The organism is Nocardiopsis tropica (assembly GCF_042660575.1).
In the GTDB taxonomy this organism is placed as follows: Bacteria; Actinomycetota; Actinomycetes; order Streptosporangiales; family Streptosporangiaceae; genus Nocardiopsis; species Nocardiopsis tropica.
The window spans coordinates 1-16,722 of record NZ_JBHSUF010000025.1; the positions used below are offsets into that span (position 1 = coordinate 1).

Annotated in this window: 15 protein-coding genes; 4 read left to right on the top strand and 11 right to left on the bottom strand. The window is 73.8% G+C overall.

The features are described 5' to 3' along the window. Positions 1 to 455: 455 nt before the first annotated feature. Positions 456 to 1,754 (bottom strand): tyrosine--tRNA ligase, encoded by a 1,299-nt coding sequence (gene tyrS, locus ACFQBR_RS29365; protein WP_344186024.1) that lies wholly within the window; start codon positions 1,752 to 1,754, stop codon positions 456 to 458. 242 nt (positions 1,755 to 1,996) lie between these two features. Here tyrS and ACFQBR_RS29370 point away from each other — a divergent pair, with 242 nt between their 5' ends. The 4 genes from ACFQBR_RS29370 to ACFQBR_RS29385 all read left to right on the top strand — a co-directional run bounded on the left by ACFQBR_RS29370 (position 1,997) and on the right by ACFQBR_RS29385 (position 4,226). Beyond that, positions 1,997 to 2,212 carry a hypothetical protein gene (locus ACFQBR_RS29370; RefSeq protein ID WP_344186023.1) on the top strand — a complete coding sequence of 72 codons (216 nt, stop codon included), beginning with the start codon at positions 1,997 to 1,999 and terminating at the stop codon, positions 2,210 to 2,212. Continuing rightward, positions 2,205 to 2,813 (top strand): TetR/AcrR family transcriptional regulator, encoded by a 609-nt coding sequence (locus ACFQBR_RS29375; RefSeq protein WP_344186022.1) that lies wholly within the window; start codon positions 2,205 to 2,207, stop codon positions 2,811 to 2,813. The genes ACFQBR_RS29370 and ACFQBR_RS29375 overlap by 8 nt, the downstream gene beginning before the upstream one ends. Positions 2,814 to 2,816: 3 nt before the next feature. Beyond that, positions 2,817 to 3,398 carry a permease gene (locus tag ACFQBR_RS29380; RefSeq protein WP_344186021.1) on the top strand — a complete coding sequence of 194 codons (582 nt, stop codon included), beginning with the start codon at positions 2,817 to 2,819 and terminating at the stop codon, positions 3,396 to 3,398. Positions 3,399 to 3,536: 138 nt separating this feature from the next. Then, positions 3,537 to 4,226: an HNH endonuclease family protein gene (locus ACFQBR_RS29385; protein ID WP_267948956.1), complete on the top strand. Its 690-nt coding sequence runs from the start codon at positions 3,537 to 3,539 to the stop codon at positions 4,224 to 4,226. Between the two features lie 49 nt (positions 4,227 to 4,275). On the opposite strand, the gene ACFQBR_RS29390 is transcribed toward ACFQBR_RS29385, so the two are convergent. The 10 genes from ACFQBR_RS29390 to argH form a co-directional block, all read right to left on the bottom strand. Beyond that, complete coding sequence (locus ACFQBR_RS29390; RefSeq protein ID WP_344186025.1) at positions 4,276 to 4,686, bottom strand: hypothetical protein; 411 nt, start codon at positions 4,684 to 4,686, stop codon at positions 4,276 to 4,278. Positions 4,687 to 4,931: 245 nt separating this feature from the next. Beyond that, positions 4,932 to 6,155 (bottom strand): L-2-hydroxyglutarate oxidase, encoded by a 1,224-nt coding sequence (gene lhgO, locus ACFQBR_RS29395; protein WP_344186020.1) that lies wholly within the window; start codon positions 6,153 to 6,155, stop codon positions 4,932 to 4,934. Positions 6,156 to 6,341: 186 nt separating this feature from the next. Next, a complete protein-coding gene (locus tag ACFQBR_RS29400; RefSeq protein WP_378554908.1) occupies positions 6,342 to 6,797 on the bottom strand; it encodes a DUF742 domain-containing protein in 456 nt (151 codons plus the stop codon). Then, on the bottom strand, positions 6,787 to 9,432 hold the full coding sequence (locus ACFQBR_RS29405; protein WP_352983335.1) for a sensor histidine kinase: 2,646 nt from the start codon (positions 9,430 to 9,432) through the stop codon (positions 6,787 to 6,789). The genes ACFQBR_RS29400 and ACFQBR_RS29405 overlap by 11 nt, the downstream gene beginning before the upstream one ends. 273 nt (positions 9,433 to 9,705) lie before the next feature. After that, positions 9,706 to 10,623, bottom strand: a complete 918-nt coding sequence (locus tag ACFQBR_RS29410; RefSeq protein WP_330157765.1) for a sirohydrochlorin chelatase — start codon at positions 10,621 to 10,623, stop codon at positions 9,706 to 9,708. Between the two features lie 157 nt (positions 10,624 to 10,780). Beyond that, entirely contained in the window at positions 10,781 to 11,377 is a 597-nt protein-coding gene (locus tag ACFQBR_RS29415; RefSeq protein WP_267948950.1) for a GTP-binding protein, read from the bottom strand. Further along, positions 11,358 to 11,852 carry a DUF742 domain-containing protein gene (locus ACFQBR_RS29420; RefSeq protein ID WP_267948949.1) on the bottom strand — a complete coding sequence of 165 codons (495 nt, stop codon included), beginning with the start codon at positions 11,850 to 11,852 and terminating at the stop codon, positions 11,358 to 11,360. Before ACFQBR_RS29420 ends, ACFQBR_RS29415 begins: the two co-directional genes overlap by 20 nt. Then, positions 11,849 to 12,283 (bottom strand): roadblock/LC7 domain-containing protein, encoded by a 435-nt coding sequence (locus ACFQBR_RS29425; RefSeq protein ID WP_267948948.1) that lies wholly within the window; start codon positions 12,281 to 12,283, stop codon positions 11,849 to 11,851. Before ACFQBR_RS29425 ends, ACFQBR_RS29420 begins: the two co-directional genes overlap by 4 nt. A gap of 1 nt (position 12,284) precedes the next feature. Further along, entirely contained in the window at positions 12,285 to 14,813 is a 2,529-nt protein-coding gene (locus tag ACFQBR_RS29430) for a sensor histidine kinase (protein ID WP_344183855.1), read from the bottom strand. Between the two features lie 440 nt (positions 14,814 to 15,253). Further along, positions 15,254 to 16,672, bottom strand: coding sequence for an argininosuccinate lyase (gene argH / locus ACFQBR_RS29435; RefSeq protein ID WP_267948946.1), 1,419 nt, complete (start codon positions 16,670 to 16,672; stop codon positions 15,254 to 15,256). Between the last annotated feature and the right edge of the window lie 50 nt (positions 16,673 to 16,722).

A 16,722-nucleotide genomic window follows, 5' to 3' on the forward strand; every position in this document is an offset into this window, starting at 1 on the left:
CTGCTTTTGTCCGAATGGACTGGGCTTTTGAAGCGACTCCCTGAGTTTACATGGCCCGAACAGTGCTCGAACCGCGTGATCCAGAGAAGAGATTGTGTCGCCCGTCGCGGACCGGTGCCGAGTCTTCCCAGTGGAAGCTCGCCGTGCCGCAGCGACTTTTTCGAGTATAGGGAGGGTGGGGGCGGACGTCAAGTCAGAGCCCGGAGCCGATGTGGAACCGGCGCTCCGGGACCCTGTCGCCCCGTCCCGGGCGGCTTCTGAAGGCCCCTGACGTGCCCGGTTCCTGTTCCGGAACCGCGTGTCACGTCGCCTGTTGTGCCAGACAACGACGATCGTGCCCGGGAGATTCCCGGCCGAAACCCCCATGTGGCCGCAAAGTTTCGTGGACGGCCCGCCCCGGACACAGCCGTGGGCCGGCGCCCCTGGGGGCGCCGGCCCACGGCCACAGCACGTCGTCAGCCGTCGAGGACGACACCGCCGATGTTGCGCTTGCCCTTGCGCAGCACCACGTAGCGCCCCTGGAGGACGTCGGCGGTCCCGAGCCTGGCCTCGACGTCGGTGACCTTCACGTTGTTCACGTAGGCGCCGCCCTCCTGGATGGCGCGGCGGGCGGCGGACTTGCTCGGCGTCAGACCGCTCTGCGCGAACAGGTCCGCGACGAGCAGGCCGTCGACCGGTCCCGCGACCTCGGCCCTGGGCACCTCGGCCAGCGCCGCATCGAGCGTCCGGCCGTCCAGCTCGGACAGGTCCGCCCGGCCGAACAGCGCCAGGCTCGCCTCCCGGACCTTGCGGCACTCCTCCTCGCCGTGGACCAGCGCGGTGAGGCCCTCGGCCAGGGTGCGCTGGGCGGCGCGGGCCTGGGGCCGCTCCTCCGTCTGGCGCTCCAGCTCGGCGATCTCGTCCTCCGAGAGGAAGCTGAAGGTCTTCAGGTAACGGACCACGTCCCGGTCGTCCGCGTTGAACCAGAACTGGTAGAAGGCGTACGGCGAGGTCAGTTCGGGATCGAGCCAGATGGTGCCGGACTCGGTCTTGCCGAACTTGGAGCCGTCGGCCTTGGTGAGCAGGTTCGTGGTCATCCCGTGCGCCTGGCCGTGCGGCTCGTTGCCGTCCATCCGGCGGACCAGGTCCAGGCCCGCGGTGATGTTGCCCCACTGGTCGGAGCCGCCGGTCTGGAGGGTGCAGCCGTAGCGCCGGTAGAGCTGGACGTAGTCGTAGGACTGGAGCAGCACGTAGCTGAACTCGGTGTAGCTCATGCCCTCCCCGTCGAGCCGGCTCTTGACCGTCTCCCGGGCCAGCATCTGGTTGACGCTGAAGTGCTTGCCCACGTCGCGCAGCAGCTCGATGGCGTTGATCTCGCGGAGCCAGTCCCCGTTGTTGGCGAGCACCGCGTCGGTGGGCCCCGCCTGCTCGCCCTCGGGGGTGAAGCGCAGGAACGCGGAAAGCTGCCCGGCGAGGTTGTCCACCCAGCCCCGGACGGTGTCCACCGAGTTGAGCCGGCGCTCCGCACTGGGCTTCGGGTCGCCGATGAGCCCTGTGCCCCCGCCGACGAGCGCGATCGGACGGTGCCCGGCCTGCTGGAAGCGCGCGAGGGTGAGGATCTGGGTGAGGTGGCCCACGTGCAGGCTGCCCGCCGTCGGGTCGAAGCCGCAATACAGGGTGATCGGACCATCGGCGAGGGCCTTGCGGAGTGCGTCAAGGTCGGTCGTCTGCGCGAGCAGGCCGCGCCACTGGAGTTCGTCGATGATGTCGGTCACTGTGTTGCTCTCTGTTGTGTAGGCGGGCCCCGGGGCCCGATCTGCCTCGGAGTCTAGGCGGAATGCCGCTGGGCATCACGTGGATTTCCCCCTCCCCCACGCTATCGGCTGCGCCGGCGCCCCTGGTCGCACGGTCCGGCCGCCCCGGAGCGGGCCTCCCGGTGGGCCCGCACTCCCCGTTGACACCTTTGGCTAATGCCATTAGCTTTCTGGCTATGAAGATAAGCCATATTGGGAGGACCGTGCGCGGCCTTCAGCGCCCCCTCGGCGGGACCGCCTGCGGCATCCGCGGAGCCGGGAGCCTCAGTTCCCCCGTGGCCTTCGTGCCCGGCGTGTTCGACCACCGCCCCTCCGTCCGCCTCGTCGGTGCGGGCGCCGCCGTCGCGGCCTGGGAACGGCCCGGCCCGGTCGTGCCCGCCGTGGAGGCGCTGGCCGAGGGGGGCGTCGCCGGTGCCTAGGGCTGGGCTGACCCCGGCGGTGGTGGCCGAGGAGGCGGCGCGGCTCAGCGACGAGGAGGGTTTCGACTCCCTGTCACTGGCCGCGGTGGCCAAACGGCTCGGGGTGGCCACGCCCAGCCTGTACAAGCACGTCGACGGGCTGCGGGGACTGAGGCGGGAAGTGGCGCTGCTGGGCGCGAACGGCATCGGCGAGGAGGTGCAGCGCGCCACCGTGGGCCGGGCCGGTCCGGAGGCCCTTCGGGCGACGGCCGACGCCTACCGCCGCTACGCGCACGCCCACCCCGGGCGCTACGTCGCCCTCCAGCAGCTGCCGGTGCTGGCCGGGGCCGGGGCCGAGCCGGCCACCGACCCCGTACGGGTCCTGGCCGCGGTCCTGAGCGGGTTCGGTATCGCCGAGAACCAGGCCGTGCACGCGATCCGGGCGCTGCGCAGTGCGCTGCACGGGTTCGTGGACCTGGAGACGCGCGGCGGTTTCGGTCTGCCCGAGGACGTGGACCAGTCCTACGCGCTGCTGGTGGAGGGGTTCGTGCGCGCCTTCCAGGAGTGGCCGGCCACCTCGCCCGGCACGGGTGCGGTGCCCGAGGACACGAGGAGGGGGTAGGCGATGCTGGCCGGACACTTCGGAGTCGCGGGCATCGTCAGGGCGTTGCGCCCGGAGCTGCCCATGGGGGCGCTCCTGGTCGCAACGCAGCTACCGGACCTGGTCTTCCTTCCGCTGGCGGTGCTGGGGGTGGAGAGCGGAGAACCGGCCGGGCCCGGTATGAGCGGCTACGGGTCCCTTCTCATCTCGGCCCCCTACACGCACTCCCTGGTCGGCACCCTGGTGTTGGCCCTCCTGACGGGGGTGCTGGTGCACGTGTTCCTACGAGAACGCTGGGGGCGGTACGCCGGCCCGGTCCTGGGCGGGGTGGTGTTCAGCCACTGGGCGCTGGACCTCCTCGTGCACCGGCCGGACATGCCGTTCCTGCCCGGCGGCGCCGGAGACCTGCCCCTCCTCGGCCTGGGCCTGTGGGAACTACCCGCGGCGGCCGCGGCGGTGGAGGGCGCGCTGGTCCTGGCCGGGACCGTCCTGTACGCGTGGCGCACGCTCCGGGACCATCCGAACCGCACGCGGGCCCTGCTCTACAGCATCGGCACCGGTCTCCTCCTGGTGGGCTCGTTCGTGTACGACCTCACCGCCTCCTGAGTCCTGGGCCCCGGAACCGTCCCGGGTGAGGGATTCCTGACCCCGGACGGAGTTCCCGCAGGGTGGGGGCATGGGCCAAGCTGGTGGACACGACCGTTTCGCCCCCGTGTGGCGCCCGACCCGTTGTGGAGTCCCCTGATGCCCAAGAAGTCGTCGAAGATCGGCGGCGCACTGTCCGCCGTGGTCGGCGTGCTCGCCGTCGCCGCGTTCGTCCTGTACCAGCTGGGCGTGATCGACCTGGCGCCCGAGGGCGCCGCCGAGCCGCAGGGCGGCGACGCCACGGCCTCGGAGCCGTCCGTGGAGCAGGCCCGCTCCCAGCTGGAGGAGCTGCGGATCGAGGAGGAGAACGACCCGCCCGGGTACGACCGCGCGCTGTTCCCCCACTGGGACACCGGTGTCCAGGAGAACTGCACGACCCGCCAGGCGGTCCTGATCCGCGACGGCGACGCCGTGGAGACCGACGAGGACTGCAGGCCGGTGTCCGGGTCCTGGTACAGCGCCTACGACGGTGAGACCTTCACCGACCCGCAGGACATCGACATCGACCACATGGTCGCCCTGAAGGAGGGCTGGCGCTCCGGCGCCCACGCGTGGACGACCGAGGAGCGCGGCCGGTTCGCCAACGACATGGACTCCACCCAGCTGTGGGCGGTGAGTGCCTCGACCAACCGGTCCAAGGGGGATGCCGACCCCGCCGAGTGGATGCCCCCGCTGGAGTCCTCGCACTGCGACTACGCGGTGTCCTGGATCGAGGTCAAGCACGTGTGGGACCTGACGGTGGACCCGGACGAGGAGTCCGCTCTGCGCGACATCCTCTCCGGTTGCTGATCCGCCCGGACGAGGGCGCGGGGCCCCGGTCGACCGGGGCCCCGCCCGGTCAGCCGGAGTCCGTGCTCGGCGCGATGCCCCCGGCCGTGGCGAGGAGCTCCTCCTGGCCGACGAGGCCGGAGGAGTCGCGGACCTCCACCGCCACGCCCTTCGCGGGCGCCCAGAACACCTCGGTCTCGCCGCGCAGGGCGGTGTGGCCGTTGTTGTCGAACTCCTCGAGCGCCCAGTCGGGCGAGCGCTCGTGGTACTCGGTGAGGAAGTCGCGGACGGCGGACAGGTCGGAGAGCGCGGAGCCGCGCATGACCAGGACCTGGAGGAGGACCCTGACCCCTCCCCCCTCCATCGTCCTCTCCCAGACCCGGGTGGAGAAGGACACGTCGCCCCACTCGTAGTCGAAGTCCGAGACCGAGGTCCGGTCGTCGATCTGTGCGGGCAGGTGCCCGATGCTGAAACCGTCCAACTCTCCCCCTCGTGGGCTGGTGGCGGCCGGGGCCGCCGTGAGTGCGAGCGCGAGCGAGGTGGCGAGTGCCACCGCGATCCACCTGGCAACGGACATGTTCACCTCCGGCGACGGTCGTGGGACCGTCCCGGACCACCGCTGTCTCTCATGGTGGGGCGCTGCGGAAGCCGCTGCCAGAGCGTTCTCCGGCCTGTGGACAACCCGGGCCCGGCGCTCGCGGGAGCGGCGCCGGACCGGGTCGTGTCCTACCCGCGGGGCGGGTGCACGAACGTGTCCGTGAGGAACTCGGCGATCGCCAGTGAGGAGGTCGCCGCGGGCGAGGGGGCGTTGCGCACGCACACGACCCGGCCGTGCGTGTCCACCCGGAAGTCGTCGAGCAGGGCGCCGTCCCGGCCCAGCGCCTGGGCGCGCACCCCCGCCGGCGCCGGGCGCAGGTCGGCCGCCACCAGCTCGGGGAGGAGCTTCCTGGCCTGGGAGGCGAAGGCGGCGCGCGAGGCCGACACGAGGGTCTCCCTGGCCCCGACCGCCCAGTGGCGGCGCGCCAGCCGCCAGAACCCCGGCCACGACAGGGTGTTCGCGAGGTCGCCGGTGCTCAGGTCGCGGGCGCTGTAGCCCTCCAGTGCGGTGGCGAGGATGGCGTTGGGGCCCGCCATGACCTCGCCGTGGACGTGGCGGGTGAGGTGCACGCCGAGGAAGGGGTACCGCGGGTCGGGGACCGGGTAGAGCAGTCCGTTGACCAGGTGGCGGCGTTCGGGGACGAGTTCGTGGTACTGGCCGCGGAAGGGCACGACCCGCGGGTCGTCCGCCGCGCCGGCCATGCGTGCGAGACGGGCGCTGTGCAGTCCGCCGCAGGCCACGAGCCGGTCGAACCGGTGGACGGACCGCTCCCCGCGGGGGTCTCCCGTGAGGGCGCGGACCCCGTCGTGGTCCTGCCGCAGGTCGATGACGGGGGTGTTCAGCAGGACCCTGCCGCCGGAGCGGCGGACGTCGTCGGCGAGCTGTTCGGCGACGGCCACGAAGTCGGTGACGGCCGTGTGCGGTGAGTGCAGCGCACCGGTCCCCGCCGCGTGGGGCTCGATCTCGCGCAGGCCCCCGGGGCCGAGCCGCGTGACGCCCGGGACCCCGTTCTCCCGGGCCCGGCGCCCGATGTCGTCCAGGCGGGCCTCGTCCTCGGCGTCCACGGCGACGAGGACCTTGCCGACCTCCTCGTAGGGCAGGCCGTGCTCGGCGCAGTAGTCCTTGAGCAGCCCGACCCCGCGGCGGCAGAGTGTGGCCTTGAGGGAGCCGGGGCGGTAGTAGAGCCCGGCGTGGACCACCCCGCTGTTGTGTCCGGTCTGGTGCGCGGCCACCCGGTCCTCCTTCTCCAGGACGGTGACCCGGGTGCCGGGGCGGTGGAGGACGAGTCGTCGTGCCAGGGCGAGTCCGACGATCCCCGCTCCGATGATGCCGATGTGTTCGGTGCTGCGCATGGCGGCACGCTAGCAACCCCGGCCGGGGCCCGCGCGGGCGGGGACTGCCGCGCGGCGGCCCGCGAACTGGACGAGTCGGCCCTCCGGGGCCCGCGCGGGCGGGGACGGCCGGTGAACGCGTCCCCGCCGGGGACCGCGGGGCCTCCCGGAGGCCTCGCCGGCGGAGACCCCTCCGAGGGCCCGTGGTCAGAGCGAGCGCAGGCCGACGAGGACGGCGTGCAGGATCTCCCCGCTGCCGAGCGGCCGGGAGGGACCGCACCGCTGGAGCGCCCCCTCGGCGACCATGGCGGAGACCATGCACCTCACCTGGCCGACCGGCAGTCCCACCTCGGCGGCGAGCTCGACCACGGTGCGGGCGCGCAGGGCGTGTTCGAGGACGGCCTCGCGCTCGGGCCGCAGCCACTCGCGCCGACCGGGGGTGCGGGCCGCCATGACCAGTGTGAGCAGGTCGATCCCGTGCGCGCCCGGGTCCTCGAGGTCCCCGCCCCCGGGGTCCCCCGCCGCCACCGCGAACGGGCGCAGGAAGCGCTCCCCTCCGGGTTCGGTCACGCGGTCGGCGCACCCCGGCGACCGCGCCGGGCCCGGCCCCGGCCCGGGGGTCCGTTCGGCGGGGTGGCGGGCGCGGGTTCCTTCAGTGCTCACCGTGTCCCCCCGGCGGTGTCGGCACGGACATGCGGGGGTCGCCGGCGCCGTGGGGGCCTTCCTCCCGGCGCGGGGCCGACCGCTTGGGCAGCGCGGGCTGCCGGGGGCCGCCCGTCTGCGCCGGTTCGGGGCGCCTCTGCGGGAGGGGGCCCTGCGGCCCCGTCCGGACGCCGGGACCGTTCGGCCGCAGGCCGTGCTGGGGGCCGGTGGTCAGCGTCGGCGGAGCGGGGTCTCGGGGGGCTCCCCGGTCGGGGGCGGCGGCGGGGGCGCCCCCGCCGCCGCCCCCGGGCGCGGCGTACCCGGGGGCGCGGTCGGGGCCTCCCGGCGCGGACACCGGCAGGGCCGTCCGGGGGATCCCCCTTCCGCCGGGGTCGACCGGGTCCCACGGCCCGTCGGCGCGGTGGGCGCTCGGCGCCCCCCTCGGTCCGCGGTACCCGTAGGCGGGGTCGGCGTCCCTCATGCCGTCCGGGGGCGAGGGGACGACGCTCTGCGGACCGCTCCGGCCGGGGTCGGGGACGACACTCTGGGCGCCGGTCTGCCAGGGTGCGGGCACGGTGCTCTGCGGGCCGCTCGGCCCTGGCGGCCCGAAGCCGGCCGAGGGGTGTGCGCCGGTGTCACGGACCGCCTGCTGCGAGCCCGTGACCGTCACCGGGTTCTCGACCGGCTCCAGCAGCGACTCGGGGAGGAGCGCCGTGGCCCGGGTGCCCCCGTAGGGGGACGGCCTGAGCCACACCCGCACCCCGTGCCGCTCGGCGAGGCGGGCGACGACGAAGAGTCCCAGGCGGGGGTCGTCCGGAAGCGCCATCACGTCGAACTCGGGAGGACGGCTGAGCGTCCGCTCGGCCGCGGCATAGCCGTGGTCGGACATGCCCAGGCCGCGGTCCTCGACCTCGACCACCAGCCCCTCGGCGGTCGGGGTGCAGCTGACGTCCACGGGGGTGCCCGCCGGGGAGAACTGGGTGGCGTTCTCCACCAGCTCGGCGAGCAGGTGGACCACGTCGGCGACCACCTGGCCGTGCATGAGCACACGGGGGGCGGACGTCAGGCGAACGCGCTCGAAGTCCTCGGTCTCGGCGATGGCGGCGCGCAGCACGTCGACGAGCGGGTGCGGCTGCCGCCAGCGCCGAGCCGACTGCCCTCCGCCGAGGATGATGAGGTTGTCGGCGTAGCGCCGGGCCCGGGTGGCCATGTGGTCCAGGCGGAACAGGCGGCGCAGCGCCTCGGGGTCCTGCTCGTGGTACTCGATCTCGTCGAGGAGGCGCAGCTGCCGCTGGACCAGGTTCTGGTTGCGGAAGGCGATGCCGAGGAAGGCCCGGTTGGCGCCCCGCCTGATCTCCGCCTGGCGCACCGCGGCCTCCACCGCCGTGAGCTGGGCGCTGTCGAAGGCCTCCGCGACCTGTCCGATCTCGTCGTCGCCGCACTCGTCGAGCGGCGGCAGCTCCTCGTGGACGTCGACCTTCTGGCCGCGCTGGGCCCTGTCGACGATGTCGGGCAGGTCCTCGTCCCGCTCCAGGATCTGTCCGCGCAGGCGGAGCAGGCGCACGGTCAGGCGCCGCGAGGACCTGCTCACCACGGCGATGGCCACCACCCCGCCGGCGAGGACCGTCCCGGCCGCCGCGATGCCCAGCGACACGCGGAACAGGGCCGCGCTCCACGCCATGTCGACGGTGCGCTCCGCCTGGGCGAGGGCCAGGCCGTCCAGGGCGGCCACGGTCCGGGGGGACGCCTCGTCCCACTCCTCCGCGCCGACGTCGACGGAGGTGTTCAGTTCGGAGGACGCGGACTCCGCCTCCGGCACGTCGGGGTCCGACACGGTCTCCCTGAGCGGGGACCGTGTGACCACCTGGCGGCTGAGGTCCTCTGTGCGGGTCCAGGCCTCCGAGGCGGTCATGTCCTCGTAGTGCTCCCGCACGCTCGGGTGCATGACGGGCGCGGCCGACTCCAGGGTGTCCCGGTAGGAGGCGGTCAGGTAGGTGAAGTGCGCCGTCTCCTCGTAGCCCATCTCCCCCCGGGCGATGCTCCCGGCGAGCAGGGCGTCGGCGGTGGCGCTCTCGGCCCTCGCGCCGAGGAGCTCGCTGGTCAGGACCGCGTCGGTGAGGTTCGCACCGCCGTCGGTGGTGTGCACCAGGGCGGTGGTCGCGTCGGTGGTGACGTCGAGGATCTCGCCGAAGCGGAGAAGGGTCTCCTCCCGCACGGCGGCGTGCTCGTCGATGCGCGTGCGGATCCCGGCGAGGGACTCGGGGCTCTCCGTGACCGCGGACGCGCTGCGCCGGACCTCGTCGTCGCGGGTGCCGCGCAGGCGCTCGGCCAGTTCGACGGCGGAGGACAGTGCGGCGTCGGTGGCCGCCCTCTGCTCGTCGAGCGCGGCGGAGGCCTCCTCGTCGGGCCCGCTGTTCTCGAAGCGCCCCTGGTAGACGAGGGAGAGCCTGCGTTCGAGGCGCAGCTCCTCGGCCGCGCGCGAGAAGACCTCGGTTCCCTCGCGGGCCTGGTGGACCGCCCCCATCAGCTGGACCGCCTGGACCGTGCCCACTGCGGCCACGACGAGCCAGAGCGCCAGGAAGCACAGGCTCGGGATGAGCACGATGCGGGTGAGCTGCCCTCGGATCGTGGAAGCGTTGTCGCGGTTTCTGCGCATGGCCCCCTCCGGCCTGTGCGGATGCCGGGGCCCGGGAGGGCGCCTCGGCGGCTTTCGGCCCTGCCGAGGCTATCGAAAAATCGTTGCCGTATGCTGTCAAATGATCACTAGCAGTTGCCTTTTCTCTCGCGCGACATCCCGTCGGCTGTGCTAGCACAGCCGCCCGGGCTCGGCGAACCCGCAGGTGGGAACGGCGAAGGGGCCGCCCGTGGCAACGGGCGACCCCTTCGCGACCCTCTCCGGTGCCCGCGGGGGCACGGCGTGTCGCGCCCCTCAGGACTCCGGGCGGTGCCGGGAGCCCACGGGGGCGGGCAGCTCCTCGGCCGTCGGCGGCTGCTCCACGCCCAGCGAGTTGAGGACCTCGGCGTAGCGCAGGGCCGCGATCTTGCCGAGGAGGCTGTCCGCGCCGAGAGACGCGCCGAGCCGGGCACCGAAGCGCGCCGCGATCGCCTCCATCCTCTCGACGGACAGCTCGGGGCCGAGCGCGCTGGGGGCGATCACCGGGCGGCGGCAGCCCCCCTGGCGCAGCTGGCCGACGATCTGCTCCACCGAGGCCTCGTTCTCCAGGTCCGCGGGCAGCACGGTCAGGCCCAGCCGGGCGGCGAGCAGGACCGCGGTCACCCCCGCGGCCCCGACGGCGCCCTCGCCTCCGACGGCTCCCACCACGACGCCGTCCGCCATGGTGGTGTTGCGGGCGACCACGCTGATCAGCCTCATGCGGTCGGCCCGGACGTATCCGGCCTCGGCCAGGCGCAGGTGCAGGACCTCGGCGAGCATCGGGTGCGGCCCGAGCCCCTCGGTGACGCGCACGTCGGCGCCGGTCCGGACGGCCGCGTCCTCGATCGCGGCCGAGACCCTCCGGTGCGGAGCGGTCACCAGGGGGACGACGACGCCGCCCAGGGGCCTTTCGTCCGAGGGGCCGAGGTCGGCGAGCGCCTCGGCCAGGGTCTGTTCGTCGCCCTCGACGTGCCCGTAGCGGATGGTCACCTCGGGGCGGTAGGCGCGCACGAGGTCTGCCATCCGGGCACCGATCGACTCGCCGTCGGCGCCCCTGGCCTGTTCGGCCGTGCCCGGGACCGCCATGATCAGCGCGGGAGTGCCGAACCAGTTGTCGAAGGACAGCGGGTTGCGGTGGCGGCCGGAACGCCGCTTGGGCAGTTCGCGTGGGGGAAGTCGGTCAGAGTTTCGCATACCAGGATTCAGATGAGAGGCGGATTGGGGTGCCCAGTCGGAAGAGTGGTCGTCGGACGCGACATTGTAGCGTTCAACACCATATTCACGGGCGTGTCTCCTGAACGTATACCGAGGCGTCCCCCAGGTGGGGGGCCGGGGGGACGCCTCGCCCGGATCAGCCGCTCATGGCGGGGCTTCGGCCCTGGATCACGTGGGTGACCAGCTCCACCAGCACCTCCTTGCAGGATTCCCGGTCACGCGCGTCGGCCATGACGATCGGCACCTCCCCGGAGATGTCCAGCGCCTCGCGGACCTCTTCCCGGCAGTAGTCGGCGGACGCGTCGAAGCGGTTCACCGCCACCACGAAGGGCACGCCCCTGCGCTCGAAGAAGTCCACCGCGTGGAAGCAGGTGTGCAGGCGGCGGGTGTCGGCCAGGACGATCGCCCCCAGGGCCCCCTCCGCCAGTTCGTCCCACATGAACCAGAACCGGTCCTGGCCGGGGGCGCCGAACAGGTACAGGACGATGTCGGGGTTGATCGTGATCCGGCCGAAGTCCAGCGCGACCGTGGTGGTGGTCTTCTCCTCCACCCCGCCGAGGTCGTCCACCCCGTAGCTGGCCTCGGTCATCACCTCCTCGGTACTGAGCGGGGTGATCTCGCTGACGGAGGAGACCAGGGTGGTCTTCCCCGCGCCGAAACCCCCGGCGACGATGATCTTGACGGCCTGCGGGATCGCCTCCGGCGGCCGGTTCTCAGAGTCTGCGGATGCCATCGAGTACCGCCTGAAGTACTTTCTTCTCGGGAAGCCGTGTGACCGGCGCGGACGCGCGGGTGCGCACGTCGCCGGCGGCGACGAGGTCCCCCAGGAGCACCCTCACCACCGTCAGGGGAATGTCGAGCCTGGCGGAGATCTCCGCCAGCGATATGGGTCTGCGGCACAGACGCATGATCGCCTGGTACTCGGGTTCCAGGGCCCGCTCCTCCCGGTCCCGGGCGGCCACCACGATGGTGATCATGTCCAGTCGCGGCCCCGTGGGCGGCCGGGTGCGGCCCCTGGTCATGGTGTAGGGGCGCACCAGGGACCCGGCGGGGGCGTCTCCGACGCCCGCCGAGGGCCCCTCCGATGTCGGGTGCCCCCTCCCCCGGTTCCACGACGGCGCGGGTCGCCGGGGGAACGGACCGGTCGTCGGCCTGCCGGGGGCGGGACCGGTCCACCCCGTCCCGCGCTGTTCCTCGGAGGTGTTCACGAACCGGTACCTCCCATGAAGCTGAGCCGCCCCGGCCTGCGCGGCGCGGCGGTGAGGAACTGGCCCACCCTCTTGATCCGCAGGTTCATCTCGTAGGCCACCAGGCCCACATCGGCGTCCTCCCTGGCCAGTACGGCCAGGCACGCGCCCGCCCCCGCTGCGGTGACGAAGAGGTAGGAGTGCTCCATCTCGACCACGGTCTGACGGACGTCGCCGCCGCCGAAGTGCCGTCCCGTGCCCCGTGCCAGGCTCTGGAAGGCCGATGCCAGCGCCGACAGGTGCTCGGCGTCGTCAGAGGCCAACCCCCGCGAGCGTCCGAGCAGCAGCCCGTCGGCGGACAGCACGATCGCGTGCTCGGCGCCGACGACGCGGTCGACCAGGTCGTCGAGGAGCCAGTCCAGGTTGTCCGCGGCGTTGCTCTTGCCCACCATCTCAGTCGCTCTCTCCCGTGTGATCGTCGGCTCTGCCGCCGACCTGACCGTCACTGTCGTGTTCGCGGCCGTCGGCATCGACGTCCGCCTCCCGTCCTCGCCGGGTCCCGGCGCTGAAGGCGTCCATCATCCGGCGCGCCTGTTCGGGGCTCCTCTGTGTGGGGCCTGGGGCATCCGGGGTCTCCCGCTCCGGTTCGATCTCCTGTCTGAGCTGGGGCGCGAGACTGGCCTGGCGCCTGCGTCTGGGAAGCCCCTCCCGCTCGGGCCCGGCGCCCACGAGGCCGCCGTACGCGGCTCCCGGGGCCGGATCGGCGGCGGTCGCGGGCCGCACCGCCACGGGGCCGGACGGGTCCGGGTCGGCCACGGGCTCCGGGACCCGGCGCAGGGGCGGCGGGTTCCGCGTCCCCTGCTCGTCGGTGTCGCCGGCCCCGTCCCGGTGCGGGGGGACCGGCCGCAGGACGGGCCTGGCCCGGCGGGGCGCGTAGCCGGTGTCGAGCAGGTCGGAGTCCGCCTCCGACTCCTCCTGCCGGCGGCGCTCCCGGGCCGCCTGGCGCGCGGCGACCGGGGGCCGCTCCGGAGCGGCGGAGGAGGCGGCGACCAGCGTCCCCGGGATGAGCACCACGGCCCTGGTCCCCCCGTAGGGCGAGGGGCGCAGCTGGGCCTTGATGTCGTGCTTGACGGCGAGGCGCGCGACGACGAACAGGCCCAGGCGCGAGTCCGCGCCCGGGGCCATCACGTCGAACTCGGGTGCTTCGCTGAGTGTCCTGTTGGACGTGTTCAGCACGTCCTCGGGCATGCCGAGTCCCCGGTCCTCGATCTCGATGGCCACGCCCTTGGGCACCGACTCGGTGGCGATGGTGACCTCGGTGTGCGGCGGCGAGTAGGCGGTGGCGTTCTCCACGAGCTCGGCGAGCATGTGGATGACGTCGGCGACGGCCGCGCCCGCGAGCGCCAGGTCCGGCACGGACGTCAGCCTGACCCTGGCGTACTCGTCGGTCTCGGATATGGCGCCCCGCAGGATGTCGATGAGCGGCACGGGGTGGCGCCAGCGCCGTCCGGGCTGGGCCCCGCCCAGGATGATGAGGTTCTCGGCGTGGCGGCGGCCCCGGGTCGCCAGGTGGTCGAGCTGGAAGAGGCTCTCCAGCAGGTCGGGGTCCTCCTCCTCGCGTTCGACCCGGTCCAGCAGCTGGATCTGGCGTTGGAGCAGGGACTGGTGGCGGTGGGCGATGCCGAGGAAGACCCGGTTGACCCCCGCACGGATGTCGGCCTGCTTGACGGCCGCGCCGACGGCGGTGCGCTGGGCGATGTTGAAGGCGTCGGCGACCTGGCCGACCTCGTCGTCGCCGTGGTCCAGCTGCTTCAACTCGGTGTCGATGTCGACCTGGTCGCCCGCCTCCAGGCGGCGCACGATGCGGGGCAGGTCGCTGCGGGCGGATCCGAGGGTGTCGGCCCTCAGCTTGGCGAGCCGGTGGGTGAGGCGGCCCGCCGAGCGGGCGGCGACCCCGTAGGCGACGGTGCCCGCGAACAGGGAGGTGATGCCTCCGCCGAGGGCGAGCGTGAGCATCCAGGTGCTGGCGTCCTCGGTGGCCGTGACGACGGAGGCCGTCCGGGCGGCGGTGATGCCGGCCAGGTCCGCGTTGACCTGGTCCGCGACCTGGCGCCAGTCCTCGAGCCCCGCGGGGGGCTCGGGATCGCGGACCACCTCCGCGGTGAGGGGGTCGACGCTGACGGGCGCCTCGTGGAGGGCGAGGGTGTCGGCGATGCCGAGGGCGTCCTGCCACGCGCCGCTCCCGGCCAGGGCCGCCAGGGCCGGCGGTTCGCGGTCGTCGGGCGCGGCGCCCGGGTGGACGGTCTCGACGCGGTGGCGGGCGTCGGCGGTGAGCTCGGCGACCCGGGTCTGCTGGTCGCGGTCGAGGTCCCCGCGGGCGATGACGGCGCTGACGAGGGCGTCGGCGTGGCTGAAGCTCTCCTGGGCCCACATCAGGTCGGTGGCGGCCGAGGCCTCCGAGGAGGCCGGTCCGTTGTCGAGGGCGCGCGCCGTCCCGGCGTAGAGGCGGATGCCCTGCTCGATCGCCCCGGTGTAGGCGCCGACGGTGCTGTCGGCCCGCCCCGGGGCGGCGAGGGTGTCGGCGCGCAGTTCCTGGACGCGCGTCAGCGAGTCGAAGAAGTCCGCGGTGAGCGACTCGGTCGCCGGGTCGTCCAGGTCGCCGAGGGTGTCGCGCAGGTCCCGGACCCCTTCGAGGGCCTCGTCGGTCAGCTCGGCCTCCTCGACGAGGGCCGCCCGCGTGTCGGCCCCGGGCGCCGCGATGTACTCCGCGGTCAGGCGGCGCTCCTCCTGGAGGAGGCCCAGGGCCGCGGCCAGCTGGATCCCGGCGCGTCCCTCGCCGACGGCGGCTCTCAGGGAGACGGCCTGGGCGAGTGTGGCAGTGCTGAGCACCACGAACAGCACCAGGAAGGTGATGCTGGGGATCAGCACGATCTTGTTGATCTGCGCCCTGATACCGCGGCCGGCGCCTCCCGACTGCCCCATTGCGTTCCTCCCACGGACTGGTCGCGGGCACCGGTCGGGTGTGGCTGCGCCGCGTCCCCCGAGGCGTGCCCAGGGCCGCGTCATTCGGGGGTCGGTCACGGTGCGCGCAGGGGGGACCACGCATGGTGCCCGCAGACTCAGGACGCTACAGCACCCGGGCGGCGGGCGCGGGGGGAATGCCGAAATGGATATCCCGCGGTGGGAGGGATCGCGGAGGCGGTCGTGGAACGGGGACGCGCGAACGCGCGGGGGCGCGCACCGGGCGGGGAGGGGCAGCCGCCCCGGGGCGCCGAGGGCCGCGAACGCGCGCGGGCGCGCACCCCGGGGGGTGCGCGCCCGCCGGGACCCGGGGAGGCCGGGGGCGTGGTCCGTGGGTGCTCTCGGCGGGCTCGGCGCTCGCGCCGACCACCGCGAGCCCGGAACGCCCCGCGGACCGCGGCCTAGGGCCGGAAGGCCTTGCGGTGCTCCTCGACGCCGGCGCGCAGCTTCTCCAGCTGCTCGGCGACCCGGACCGGGGCGGTTCCGCCGCGCCCCGAGCGGGAGGCCAGCGATCCGCTGACGGTGAGGACCTCGCGCACCGCCGGCGTCAGGTGCGGGGAGATCGCGGCGAAGTCCTCGTCCGCCAGGTCGGGCAGGTCGATGCCGCGCTCCTCGCACACCCGCACGCAGGTGCCCGCGATCTCGTGCGCCTCGCGGAACGGCACCCGCTCGCGCACCAGCCACTCCGCGATGTCGGTGGCCAGGGAGAAGCCCTGCGGCGCCAGCTCGGCCATCCGGTCGGTGTGGAAGGTCAGGGTGGCGACCATGCCCGTCATCGCGGGCAGCAGCAGGTGGAGGGTGTCGACCGCGTCGAACACCGGCTCCTTGTCCTCCTGGAGGTCCCGGTTGTAGGCGAGCGGCAGGCCCTTGAGGGTGGTCAGCAGGCCGGTGAGGTCGCCGACGAGCCGGCCCGCCTTGCCGCGCGCGAGCTCGGCGACGTCGGGGTTCTTCTTCTGCGGCATGATCGACGAGCCGGTGGAGAAGGCGTCGTCCAGCGTGACGAAGGAGAACTCCTTCGTCGCCCACAGGATGACCTCCTCCGAGAGGCGGGACAGGTCGACGCCGATCATCGCGGTGACGAAGGCGAACTCGGCGACGACGTCGCGGGCGGCGGTGCCGTCGATCGAGTTCTCCACCGAGTCGGGGAACCCCAGCTCCTCGGCGACGGCGCGCGGGTCCAGGCCCAGGGACGAGCCCGCGAGCGCGCCGGAGCCGTAGGGGGACACCGCGGCGCGGCGGTCCCAGTCGCGCAGCCGCTCGATGTCGCGCAGCAGCGGCCAGGCGTGGGCCATCAGGTGGTGGGCGAGCAGGACCGGCTGGGCGTGCTGGAGGTGGGTGCGGCCGGGCATGGCCGCGCCGGGGTGGGCGCCGGCCTGGTCGGCCAGGGCCTGGACCAGGTCCAGCAGCTGGTCGGCGATCTCGCGGGCCTCCTCGCGCAGGTACATGCGCACGAGGGTGGCGATCTGGTCGTTGCGGGAGCGCCCGGCGCGCAGGCGGCCCCCGAGCTCGGCGCCGACCCGCTCGATGAAGCCGCGCTCCAGGGCGGTGTGCACGTCCTCGTCCTCCAGGACGGGCGTGAACTCCCCGGAGGCCACGTCGGCCTCCAACCGGTCCAGGCCGGCGATCATGCGGTCCAGCTCGTCCTCGTCGAGCAGGCCCGCGCGGTGCAGGGCCCGGGCGTGGGCACGCGAGCCGGCGATGTCGTGGCGGGCGAGCCGCCAGTCGAAGTGGGTGCTCAGCGACAGCCGTGCCAGGGCCTGGTCGGGGCCGCCCTCGAAGCGGCCTCCCCACAGGCGCAGCGCCTCGGGCTGGTCGGCCATGGTGGTCTCCTTGACGTGTGTGGGCGGGGGTGCGGGGCCGGGGCTCCGCA

What these genes read in the sequence shown, in the direction of transcription:
- ACFQBR_RS29385 (WP_267948956.1), top strand. Translation starts at nt 3,537, where the DNA reads ATGCCCAAGAAGTCGTCGAAGATCGGCGGCGCACTGTCCGCCGTGGTC.
- ACFQBR_RS29415 (WP_267948950.1), bottom strand. Translation starts at nt 11,377, where the DNA reads ATGGCATCCGCAGACTCTGAGAACCGGCCGCCGGAGGCGATCCCGCAG.
- ACFQBR_RS29410 (WP_330157765.1), bottom strand. Translation starts at nt 10,623, where the DNA reads ATGCGAAACTCTGACCGACTTCCCCCACGCGAACTGCCCAAGCGGCGT.
- ACFQBR_RS29425 (WP_267948948.1), bottom strand. Translation starts at nt 12,283, where the DNA reads ATGGTGGGCAAGAGCAACGCCGCGGACAACCTGGACTGGCTCCTCGAC.
- argH (WP_267948946.1), bottom strand. Translation starts at nt 16,672, where the DNA reads ATGGCCGACCAGCCCGAGGCGCTGCGCCTGTGGGGAGGCCGCTTCGAG.
- ACFQBR_RS29405 (WP_352983335.1), bottom strand. Translation starts at nt 9,432, where the DNA reads ATGCGCAGAAACCGCGACAACGCTTCCACGATCCGAGGGCAGCTCACC.
- lhgO (WP_344186020.1), bottom strand. Translation starts at nt 6,155, where the DNA reads ATGCGCAGCACCGAACACATCGGCATCATCGGAGCGGGGATCGTCGGA.
- ACFQBR_RS29430 (WP_344183855.1), bottom strand. Translation starts at nt 14,813, where the DNA reads ATGGGGCAGTCGGGAGGCGCCGGCCGCGGTATCAGGGCGCAGATCAAC.
- ACFQBR_RS29380 (WP_344186021.1), top strand. Translation starts at nt 2,817, where the DNA reads ATGCTGGCCGGACACTTCGGAGTCGCGGGCATCGTCAGGGCGTTGCGC.